Origin of the sequence: Candidatus Protofrankia californiensis (assembly GCF_900634765.1) — a bacterium.
GTDB lineage: Bacteria > Actinomycetota > Actinomycetes > Frankiales > Frankiaceae > Protofrankia > Protofrankia californiensis.
Window position 1 is genome coordinate 34,537 of sequence record NZ_CAAAFT010000428.1, and the last position, 11,627, is coordinate 46,163.

At 67.5% G+C, this 11,627-nt stretch carries 8 protein-coding genes and 1 pseudogene; all 9 read right to left on the bottom strand.

The features are described from left to right. On the bottom strand, window positions 1-165 hold a 165-nt coding region (locus DD1DGNOD_RS30065), incomplete at its 3' end, for a DUF3417 domain-containing protein (protein ID WP_241255918.1). Window positions 166-269: 104 nt separating this feature from the next. Continuing rightward, complete coding sequence (acs, locus tag DD1DGNOD_RS22065; RefSeq protein ID WP_241251781.1) at window positions 270-2,198, bottom strand: acetate--CoA ligase; 1,929 nt, start codon at window positions 2,196-2,198, stop codon at window positions 270-272. Between the two features lie 278 nt (window positions 2,199-2,476). Further along, entirely contained in the window at window positions 2,477-3,967 is a 1,491-nt protein-coding gene (locus DD1DGNOD_RS22070) for an MFS transporter (RefSeq protein ID WP_241251769.1), read from the bottom strand. A 223-nt stretch (window positions 3,968-4,190) separates the two neighbouring features. Further along, window positions 4,191-4,793 (bottom strand): TetR/AcrR family transcriptional regulator, encoded by a 603-nt coding sequence (locus DD1DGNOD_RS22075; protein WP_241251770.1) that lies wholly within the window; start codon window positions 4,791-4,793, stop codon window positions 4,191-4,193. Window positions 4,794-5,012: 219 nt separating this feature from the next. Further along, window positions 5,013-5,897, bottom strand: a complete 885-nt coding sequence (locus DD1DGNOD_RS22080) for a sucrose-6-phosphate hydrolase (RefSeq protein ID WP_131768450.1) — start codon at window positions 5,895-5,897, stop codon at window positions 5,013-5,015. An 826-nt stretch (window positions 5,898-6,723) separates the two neighbouring features. Then, window positions 6,724-7,857: a cysteine protease StiP family protein gene (locus DD1DGNOD_RS22085; protein ID WP_241251771.1), complete on the bottom strand. Its 1,134-nt coding sequence runs from the start codon at window positions 7,855-7,857 to the stop codon at window positions 6,724-6,726. Then, complete coding sequence (locus DD1DGNOD_RS22090; RefSeq protein ID WP_131768406.1) at window positions 7,854-9,230, bottom strand: phosphoribosyltransferase family protein; 1,377 nt, start codon at window positions 9,228-9,230, stop codon at window positions 7,854-7,856. Before DD1DGNOD_RS22090 ends, DD1DGNOD_RS22085 begins: the two co-directional genes overlap by 4 nt. Before the next feature lie 70 nt (window positions 9,231-9,300). Beyond that, entirely contained in the window at window positions 9,301-10,488 is a 1,188-nt protein-coding gene (locus DD1DGNOD_RS22095) for an HpcH/HpaI aldolase/citrate lyase family protein (RefSeq protein WP_131770965.1), read from the bottom strand. A gap of 431 nt (window positions 10,489-10,919) precedes the next feature. Further along, window positions 10,920-11,627: pseudogene (locus DD1DGNOD_RS27400) on the bottom strand (hypothetical protein); the annotation flags it as partial.

Here is an 11,627-nt window from a genome sequence, read left to right on the forward strand (position 1 = left end):
CACCGGATCCCCCTTGCAGGTGCGCCACAGCTCGGGATCGACGGACTCGAAGAGATCCAGCGTCTCCGGGTGCCACGACCAGCGAAGATTGAGGACAAGCTCGCCGAGCGGGTGAAGCTGCTCGGGAAGCTGCGCGCGGACGGTGAAGCGTCGAAGGGCTCTCACGAAATGGTCAGCCTAGACAGCTCGAACGGGCCCTTCCCACCCGGGGGCTTGGGATCGCAGGACAGCGATCCGGCCGGGACCCGGCCTCAACGATCATCGAACCGTCATTCGTCCGGGCCGGATTCGGCGATCTTGTGTGCCAGAACAGCCATCACGCTCGGATCCCGCAGCGTCGTGACGTCACCGAGCGCACGCCCCTCGGCGATGTCACGCAGCAACCGCCTCATGATTTTCCCGGACCGTGTCTTGGGCAGATCGTCCGCCCAGATCACCCGCTTGGGACGGGCGAGCTTGCCGATTCGCGTGGCAACGTGCTCGCGCAGCTCGGCGACCGTGGCGTCGTCACCGACACGGTCCCCGGTAAGCGTCACAAAGGCCACGATGGCCTGGCCGGTCTGCTCGTCGGACTGGGCGACGACCGCCGCCTCCGCTACCGCCTCGTGCGCGACGATCGCCGACTCGACCTCGGCGGTCGACAGGCGGTGCCCCGACACGTTGATCACGTCGTCGATCCGGCCGATGATCCAGAAGTAGCCGTCGGCGTCCAGTCTGGCGGCGTCACCGACGACGTACACGTTCGGACCGAACCGGGAGAAGTACGTCTGCACGAACCGCTCGTCGTCCCGGTAGAGGGTGCGCAGCATGGACGGCCACGGCTTGGTGATCACCAGGATGCCGGTGCCCTCGGTGAGGGGCTCTCCGTCCTCGGACACCAGCGCGGGGAAGATCCCCGGCAGTGGGGTGGTGGCCGAACCCGGCTTGGTCGACGTCACGCCCGGCACCGGCGAGATCATGATCGCACCGGTCTCGGTCTGCCACCAGGTATCGACGATGGGGCAGCGGCCACCGCCGATGACCTTGTGATACCACAGCCACGCCTTGGGATTGATCGGTTCACCCACCGTGCCGAGCAGCCGCAGCGAGGACAGATCATGCCGGCCCGGGTATTGCGGCCCCCACTTGATGCAGGTGCGGATGGCGGTCGGAGCGGTGTAGAAAATCGTGACCTTGAACTCTTCGACGATCTTCCACCAGATGTCCCGGTCGGGATAGTCCGGGGCACCTTCGAACATCACGCTGGTCGCGCCATTGGAAAGCGGCCCGTAGACGATGTAGGAGTGGCCGGTGATCCAGCCGACGTCCGCCGAACACCAGTAGACGTCGGACGAAGGATCAAGGTCGAAGACCAGCCGATGGGTGTACGTCGCCCCGGTCAGGTACCCCCCGGTGGTGTGCAGGATGCCCTTGGGCTTGGCCGTGGAACCGGAGCTGTACAGGATGAACAGCGGATGCTCGGCGTCCAGCGGCTCGGGCGGGCACACCGGGTCGGCCTGCTCGCACAGTTCGTGGTACCAGACGTCCCGGCCTTCCAACATCGGCGCCGCAACCCCGGTGGACCGGACCACCACGATGCGCTCAAGGGTCTTCAGATCGCCCAGTTCCGCGTCCACGGCCTCCTTGACCGCGGCGGTGCGGCCCTTGCGCCGGGCGCCGTCCACAGTGATCAGCACCTTGGCGTCGGAGACCTCCATCCGCTCCCGCACGGCGGACGGGGCGAAGCCACCGAAGACGACGTTGTGCACCGCGCCGATCCGGGCGCAGGCCAGCATGGCCACCGCGACCTCGGGAATCATCGGAAGGAAGATCCCCACGACGTCGCCCTTGCCGACCCCCAGCCCCTTGAGCCCGTTGGCCAGCCGCTGCGTCTCGGCCAGCAGATCGGAGTAGGTCAGCGAGCGGCGCTCGCCTTCCTCGCCGACCCAGTGAAAGGCCACCTTGTCCCCGCGGCCCGCGGCCACATGCCGGTCCAGGCAGTTCGCCGAGACATTGAGCCGACCATCGGTGAACCAGCGGAAAAACGGCGGGTTCTCGTCGTCCAGCACGGTCGTGAACGGCGTGTCCCAGTCCAGCAGGGTACGGGCCTTCTCCGCCCAGAAAGCCACCGGATCGGCGGCCGCCGAAGCGGCGTCGGAGGCGTGGAACCAGCGGGGGACGAAATCGGCCGGCGGATCGAACCGGTCCACCGCCAGCATCCGCTCAAGCTCGTGTTCCAGGCCGACGTCATCGGTACCGGCAATGTCCGTACCGGCAATGCCTGTACCGGCAGCGTCGAGACCAGTGCCGTCCGCCGTGCTGGTCACATGCCCTCCTAATGATCCAGGGGCGGTGTCCGGCAGCGCGGAAAGAACATGATCGCGCCGCCTTTGCCCCTCCAGGACCGATGCCATCTCGTCCGCATGGGTGTATCACGAAGTGCAGGCCACATACAGCGTTCAGTGTCCCGGCACTTTCCGGATGGCAGGCCTACCCGCTACCCGGCGTGAACCGGCACCCCGTCGGTGGGTACCTCGTCCCTGCCGGCCCGGAGCAGGACGACGATCACTACAAATGCAACGAAAAGTATTATCGCGCTCCAGGCGAACGCGGTCGTGTAGCCGGAGATCAACGCCTGGGCCTGGCTGGCCGGGCCGGCGTCGTGATCGGCGACGTAACTCGTCACCGCGGTGGCGAAAACCGTGTTGAGCAGCGCCGTACCCAGCGATCCACCAACCTGCTGGGTGGTGTTGACCAGGGCGCTGGCAACACCTGCGTCGTGGGACTCGACACCGATCAGCGCGGTGCTCGCCAGCGGGACGAACACCAGCCCCATCCCGACACTCATGAGCACCTCGGCGGGCAGGACGTGGCTGGCATAACCGGTGTCGAGCCCGATCCGGATCAGCAGGAGCATGCCGCCTGTGGTCAACAGGCTTCCGGCAGCCATCAGGATCTTCGGACCGGTGCGTGGCAGGAGCTGGCTGGCGGCCCCGGCCGACACGATGATGCCGGCGCTGAAGGGCAGGAAGGCGAATCCCGTCCGCAGTGCGCTGTACCCGAGGCTGGTCTGGAAGTAATAGGTGAGGAACAGGAACATGGCGAACAGGCCGGCGCCGATGAGCAGTGACGACAGGTAGGAGGCACCGCGGTTGCGTTCCAGGGGGACGCGTAGCGGGAGCAGCGGCGCCGCACTGCGGATCTCGATGACGACGAATGCGACGAGCAGTGCCACGGCGGCCGCGAGGAGCCCGAGCGTGACACTCGCGCTCCAGCCGTCCTCCGCGGCCTTGGTGAAACCGTAGACCAGCAGGACGAGTCCGGCGGTGACGGCGACCACGCCCGGGACGTCGTAGCTGGTGTGTCCCGCTGCCCTGCTCTCCCGCACGATCGGCAGGGCCGCCGCGGCGGCGATCAGTGCGATCGGGACGTTGACCAGCAGGCACCAGCGCCAGGAAGCGAATTCCGTGAGCAGACCGCCGACGATGAGCCCGATCGCGGCGCCACCGCCGGAGATCGCACCGTAGACGCCGAACGCGCGGGCGCGCTCCTTGCTCTCGGTGAACGTCACCGCGAGCAGGGAGAGCGAAGCCGGCGCGAGAACCGCCCCGAACGCTCCCTGCAACGCACGGGCGGCGAACAGAAGGCCGGCGTTGGGCGCGACACCGCCGAGCGCGGAGGCCGCGGCAAAGCCCAGCAGACCGCCCACAAAGGCGCGCTTGCGCCCGGCGAAGTCGGCGATCCGGCCGCCGAGCAGCAACAGTCCGCCGAACGCCAGCGTGTACGCGGTGATGACCCACTGCCGGTCGGCCGTGGAGATGTGCAGGTCGGTCTGGGCATGCGGTAAGGCGATGTTCACGATGGACGCGTCGAGCACAACCATCAGCTGCGCGACGGCAACGATGCCAAGCGCGAGCCAACGGCGGGGATCAGGCTCCTGCGACTGCGCGTCGACGCCGTGCGGCACATGGTCGGTAGTCGTTGTCACGGCTGCTCCTTGACCGGCCAGGCCGGAATACGGGGAGGACGTCATGCCTCGGGACATACGGCGGCGCGGGACGCGACAGGGACAGCGGCGTCGGCCGGAAGGCCGAAGGCGGCGCGATGATGTTTCCTTCGCACTGCCGGAGGTCGAAACCTCCGGTATAGGTTAAAAAAAGATCGATCATGTTCCTGTCACGCCGCCGGAGCATCGGAGATGCCAGGGAGCATCAGCATGCCGATGTCATCAGTGGCAGCAGGATGTCGTCGACCATGTGTTGGATGAATGCGTCGTCCAGGGCTTCGCCGGTGACCAGCAGCCGGGAGAAGACCATCGCGGGAACCAGCTCGTTGAAGACGTCGGCGGCCGTCGGCGAGCACGGTTCGCCCCGGTCGAAGGCCCGTTGCACGATGAGAGCGGCGATGTCGCGCCTATCCTCGATCATCTGGACCCGCAGTGCCGCCGCCAGGGCCACGGACTCGCGCATGGCCAGTACGACGCCGGCCATCAGGGCGGCACCGCCCTCGGACAGGCGCTTGACCTTCTGGCGGATGATGTCGACCAGGTCGCCGCGCAGATTCCCGGTATCCACGCAAACGATGTCGTCGACCGCCTGGCGACGGATCGCCTCGACGACGAGTTCGTCCTTGCCCGCCCACCGCCGGTAGATCGTCGCTTTGCTCGCCCGTGCCCGGGCCGCCACGGCAACCATGCTCATGCGCTCGTAACCGACCTCGGTGAGCAGTTCGAGAGCCGCGCGCAGAATGGCCTGCTCACGTGCGTCATCCCGAGGGCGCCCCCGCACGGCGCCGCCCAGGGACGTCGAAACCATCAAAGTCGTGGCCTCCCTCCCGCCGCCGACCATCTTCCAAAACGGTACCGTACTGTACCCGAATTACACCAAGAGCGACCGACGACAACGAGGCGGAGCATGTGCCCGGACAGCCCGGAAGCCGATCCGGGAGCTATTGCTCCGCCGGGCCTCCCGGACCGGCTTCCGGACCTCGAGCGCGAGAAAAACGTGATCGCGCCGCCTTTGACCCGCTGAAGCTCACATACCGGGGCAATGCCTCGCGGCGGAGAGTTCACCTGCGATGATCTCCAGAAGCTCCTGTCCCCCGTGCAGACCCGAAGCACTGGTGACCCGCAGGTTGGGGTTCGTCCAACGATGATCGTCCAACTCGCCATGGGCGGGGCGGACGGCAAGGTCCGCGCCGGCGAGCATGCCCGCGTCCAGCAGCGAATCCCCGGCGGCGGCAAGCCGCGCGTGCCCGGTCCGGCGCATCACCTCGGCCACTGCCGCCTCCTTGGTCAGCACGGCCGGTACCAGGTAGACCTTGCGCCCCTGGACGGACAGGGTCCACCCGTCGGCTGCCAGGCCCGCCGCGAGGCCGGACAGGTCGGGGATGCCGGCACGTTCGTAGGCGACGAGGTAGACGAAGAGGTCGTCGGCGACACGGCTCACCCGGACCCATCCGTCGGCCGCGAGACGCTGCGCTGCGGCCCGCACGTCAGCGAGCGGGCAGGCATGCGCGGCGATCCGGCCCCGGACTGCGGCCACCCAGTCCTCGTCCGGCCGGCCGTCGACCAGCAGATGACCGCCGTTGGTCGTGATCGCATACTGGGGGCACACACCGAGATCGACCCGTTCGTATTGTGCCCGGGTACGGGTGGTAACCGGGACGAGGGTCGCTGTCGCATGCAGCTTCGCGATCAGCTCGGCAGCCCCGGTGGTGCAGAACGCGGCGGGTTCGCCGTCGATGCGCTCCACCGTGACCAGGTCGGGTTCGTCAGCGCCGGACGGGAGCCGGAAGGAGCGCCTGCTGTAGATCAGCGTCTGGTCGAGGTCACAGGCGACGACCCAGCGCGGACCCGGCAGGGCTGCGGCCGGGGATGGCAGGGACGTCCACGCGTTGATGCCCCGACTGTATGCCAGGGGCGGGCCGACATGCCACGCAATCGCATGGGTTGTCCGTGTACAGGCACCGGACGGTTCCGGCAACGGCGCCTGGCTGTCCACACCCGGCCCGGGTGGGCAGCGGTTGTCCACAGATCGCCGCGTGCTGTTTCACCCGACCGGGCGCGCCTGCAAAGCTCACAGGCATGGCCCCGGACCCCGGCCAGTACTCCTGGCAGAAGACCGCTGACAGCCAGTGCGGCGTTATCGCCGTCCGCACCGCCCTCGCCGCCGGCATGAGCCGCTCAACAATTCGATGGCGGCTGAAAACCGGGCGATGGCAGCTTCCCATGCCGGGTGCGCTCGTGACCCACCCGGAACCACCCACCCGCATCCAGCTCCTGTGGTGCGCGGTCGAATCCATCGGACCGCATGCCGTTCTCGGCGGTGCCTCCGCGGCTGCCATGGGGGGCCTGCGTGGATTTGACGACGAACGCATCACCGTTGTCGTGCCCGCCGGACGACAACCTGGCCCACGGCCGGGTGTTGTCATTCACCACAGCACCCGTCTGGACTCCAGCGACATATATCCACATCTGCGTCCACCCCGGACCCGGCTCGCTCGATCCGTTGTGGACATGGCCAACTGGGCGCAGCGGCCAGAAGCCGTGTACGACGTCGTCGTTGCCGCCGTCCAGCAGCGTCTGGTCACGGTCAGCGAGTTACGCACTACCATCAGCGCCCGCGGACCGATCCGACGGAAAAATATGATCATGGAGATACTGGGCGACCTGGAAATACCGGACAACCTGGAATCGACGGACCGGCCCGTGCCCACCGCTGCTCACCGTGACAGCGCGCCTCATCACGACGGCACGTTGAACAACGCGCGGTCGGATGCGCCGTCGAGCGGTTTGATGATCCCGACACATGAGTACGGCAGATCAGCCCTTTCCTCGACGGGTACTCCCTTGGCCTCGCACAGTGACAGGACATGAGACAGCTCCGCCAGCCGGTCGGGTGCAACAACGACCTTCCAAGGCACCCGCCGCAACAGCACCCTGGTGGTCTCGCCGACCCCGGGCTTGACCAGACCTATGTTGCCGATCCCGTACTCCCTCGCCAACGTCTCGACCGCCTGCCACCCGGCCCAGGTCGGGGTACGGTCCTCCGTCCGCGAGATGCCGTCCGCGACCGCGCCCGACGCGGCGGAAAATGCCTCGACAACGGTTTCGACATAACGACGGGAATAGTCTCGATCAGCAAGATGCCGGTAGTACTTCGCCCCATGGAAGTCGGCCGGGCCGATCAGCGACCGGTTCAGCACGGTCCGACTCACCAGACCGCTGACCGTGGAGTTCAGACAGCTGTGCGGGATCAGGAAGTCATCCCGCGTCCCGTACAGGGGCGTGCAGTGGCCCGGGTCGGATATGACCGCCATGGACGCGTCCACCCCGAGGCCGTGGGAAGCGGCTTCGAGCACCTTGAGAATGGCGCCCTTACCCGTCCAGCCGTCGACGAACTGCAGCGTCCGCCGGTCGTGACGGGCAAGAATCCAGCGCATCGCGTTCTCGTCGAGCCCCCGGTCCTTGATGATGGAGACCGAGTAGTGCGGCAGGTCGAGTCCGTACCTCCAGCGGGCCCAGCGCCGCATGAGGATGCCGGCGGGCGTGCCGGCTCGCGCGAGCGACACGATGACCGGCTTCTGTCTGGTCGCGAGCACAAGCTCGGTGGCTATGCCGACCGCGGTGGCAACCCGTACCGCCGAGCGGGCAAGAGCGTTCTCGAACAGTGCGAGATAGGCCTCCGACGGTTCGTACTCGACCGGCAGGTCCTCGGAGTAGTGGCGGCCCTTGGAAAAATCCTCCTCACGGTCCTCGGTGGGGCGTTCCAACGGGATGTCGCTGAGATCCTTCAGCAGAAAGGTGACGTCCGCCGGGTCGTAGGAACCCGAACCCACCGTTCCCGGAATGATCGGTGTCACCGCACTCCCGCTCACCGCGCACCCCCGGTAAGGCCGATCGGCGGGGTCAGCGGACGTCCGGCCGGCCCTCGCGTCGGGATCGTGACCACCGTGACCGGCGCACATCGGCGCAGCACCCCGACCATCCCCGACACGTCGACCACCCCCGACACGTTCACGCCGGCCACCCCGGTGGCGGCCCGGCCGTTCGCGGCCGAGTCGACCACCACGACGATGTCGTCGTACAGGCCGGGCCGGACGTTGTAGACATGGCTGACCCGGCCGGGATCGTCAGGCGCCGGAAAGGTCCACGCACAGCGGATCGCGTAGCCCTCAGCGTCGATCGGGTGGACCGGCGAACGGGTCGTCGAGTGGTAGACGACCTCGCCGGAGACGATCTCGTCGAGTGCGTCACCGATACGCAACGGTGCGTACATCAGTTCCTCGGTGCCGAGCACGAGAATGCGACCCGATGGCTCGTTCAACACCGCAGCCACATCCTTGGCGACCAGCGGCGCCACCTCGTCGAGCAAGGTCCGGTCCGATTGTGACCAGCCATGACGGGCGCCGTCCGGCAGCTCCTCAGGCCACTTGGATGTCACGTAACGTACCGAATTGAGCTCTGTAGGCGACTGCGTCGAACTACCGTCAGCGCCGCCGCCGTACCGGGCCCTCACCCGCTCGGCGCGCACGGTCACGTCGTCCGGGATCACCAGCTCCCCGGACAGCAGCGACACCACCCGCACGGGCACGCCGAGACGGTCCTCGAGCTCGTCGAAGGCACGGCGGGACGCCGCCGGCCGGGCATCGAAAAGCGTGGCCACCGTGTACGACGGCCGGGCCGCGAAAGCGTGCAGCGCGCGGATCGTGCCCAGAGCGGTCCGGCCGGTGGACAGCTCGTCGTCGACGAGCACCAGCGGTCGGGGTGCCCGCACCAGCTCGGGATCGCGCGGCATCAACCAGTGGAACGTGGCATGCGAATGCGCCTCGTCGAAGTCCAGCAACGTGGTTGCGCCGGGGACGATCCGGCGTGTGGTGTGCAGGTAGTCGCAGCCGGCGAGGCCGTCGGCCACACTGTGCCCGAGTGATGTGGCGGTCTCGCAGTAGCCGAGCACCAACGGTGCCGACGCCGCGGGATCACCCCCGAACGTCTGCCAGCTGGCGCGGACCTGCGCGGCCAGCAGGTGACCGGCCGCGAGCGACTCCGCCGGACGTACCGGCAGATGCTTGCCGAGAACGCGGCTGACCAGCAGGTGGGCCCGCCTCGGGTTGCGTCGCAACGCAAGGCCCACCAACGCGTCCAGACCCTTGCCGACCACGTCGGTCCGGACACGAACGTCAAGCCCCAGCTCGTTCCAGAGCCACCCCGGACCGCTCGACGACGCTGCGACAGCATCCACCAGGCTCACACGACCTCCGCCCTGCCAGGGTTTACCAACGTTGCCACTCGTCCAACAGGCCCTGTCCGGGCTCGGTCCGTCACAGGGCGCCGGTCGCCGCCAGAACGTCGACGAACGTATGCCCCTCACGCAGGACACCGAAGGCCCGAGCCCTCCGCAACACACCTTCGGCCCAGGTCCGATGGGGCCGCAGCTCGTTCATCTTGTTCGCGTAGTGGCTCGGGCGCACTCCGCCGACATTGTCCGCGAGAATCGTCATCGCGTCCGTGTACTCCTCATGAGTGGCTACATGCAGAGCGTGTACGGCAGGAACGTGACTGGGGTGGATCACTGTTTTGCCGAGTAACCCGTTGGCCTTGTCGAGCACGACTTCGCGGATAAGCCGGTCGAGATCGGCGGAGACAAGCCGTGACCGCATCCGCGCGCCGTCCGCACTGTCGTCGACGAGGTCCGCCTCCTCGAACGGCGTGACCCGCAGGGAGCTGACAAAAAGCCGCTCCGGCTGCGCGAAATATTCCCAGACCGGCCCGCTCACCACGTGCTCCCCACCGCGGCCACACACGTTGACGATGTCGGCGATACAGTCCCGCACCACCGCGATGTCATAGATGGTCAGGTCGCGGTCACGGCGCAGTCCGAACAGACCACAGAGATCAGTTGCGCCGATACGCACGGCAAGCACGATGTCGCCGTGCTTGTCGACAAGGTCGCGCACTCCGAGCAGCGTCTGCACCCGGGTCTCGCGAAAGATGACCTGAGGGCTTTCCAGCACGGGCATTGCCCACAGCAGCCGGCCGAGCCGGTCGGAGGCCCGCACGACCGCGGCCAGCGCCGCCACTCCACCCTCGGGATCGAACTTGGGCAGCACGAAACCGCCGAGCATCGCCGACGAGCTGGCGTCAAGCTGCGCGGTGACGCGCGATATCTGATCGGTGTCGCGAACCCGGACGAACAGTAGCGGCGGTCCGCCCGCGGTGGCCGGCGGATTCTCACCCAGATCACGCAGTGCGGCAACGATGTTCGCCTCGGCCGCGGGGACCTCATGGTCGGCGATGGCGTCCTCGAGGCAGAGCACCATCGACGTCACCCCGGCGGACACCTGGCGGCGGACGTCCGCGGCAAGCGTCGGGCGGGTGCCCGGAGCGTAAAGGGTCGCCCCGAGCGCCGTTGCCACCAGCCGGCGGTCCGCGGCCGGCAGGATCTCCTCGGGCAAGCGGTGAAACAGCGCGTCCGCCCGGTCCGCGGCCAGAAAACCGAAGTGACGCACCGGTCGAACCCCCTGTCGTCGGACCGTTCGGTGATCGGGGCAGTCGCACGTCGTCATTTGCGAGGTGCCAGGCTGGCCAGAACCTACCTCTACGACCGGTGGTTCCGAAATCCCGCATGCTGCTGTCATCAGCCGGACAACCGATATTCACATACCCGCAGCAGCGGCAACCGAGATCGTGACCGGCCGGGCGGGGCGGAGCCGGCGACTGCCCGGCGGAGGGCGTCAGAGCAGGTCGAACAGCCGCTTGCACTCAAGCCCCGCTCATACTCAGCCCCGCGTACACTCCGCCGCCGACCCCGGACTCCGAGCACCATATATGATCTCCGAATACACATTGCCCGGCAGCGCGTCACGCAATCCATTCGGGATGACACGTTATTCAACGTGTAATAGCGAGGTGTGTATGCGTAAGAGTAGAGCGGACGGGTTCAGCGAACCACCAAGGCGTCGTCCGGAGGATGCTGCAGTACGACCCCCATCCCGTCCGACCCCGGAAACAGCCGTACCCCCCACGGAAGCTGCGCACCGTCCAGAGAGACCTCCATCGTGTGCTCACTGTGTTCACGCGCCGGCGCGTGAGCGGACATCCGGGCCAGTACCTGCCCGTCTCCTCGCGCCTGCGGTGGGGTCGTCCCGGATCGCGCGATCAGCACCAGCTCGGACGGCACACCGTCCGCTCGGACCTGTACACGCAGTGTACGGCGGCGCCAGCCGGCTCGGGCCACGGTGTAACTGACCGTTGTCTGCTGCTCCTGTGTCTGCGGGTCCTGTGTCTGCGGGTCCTGCCGGATCGGCGGGTCCGCCCCGGTCGGCTGGTCCTGGCGGATCGGCAGGTCCGCCCGTGGACGCGCTGCAACCGTCACCGTGGTCCGCGACCCGCTTGTACGCGCGGGAACGCCGTCCACGTCATGGAACTCGACATAGATCTGATAACAGTAGGTGACACCTGGCTGGACAGCGGAGTCGACGTACTGACCCGCGTTCGCCCTGATCCGACGCATCGGAAGCCGTACCGGCGACGATTCGTCCACGGTCCGCTCGATCGTGACCGCGTCCACCGGGCCGTCCAGGCGCCATGACAGTTTCACCGCGTCGCCGATCTGCTCCGCACGCAGATCGGCGACGTCCCGCATGAC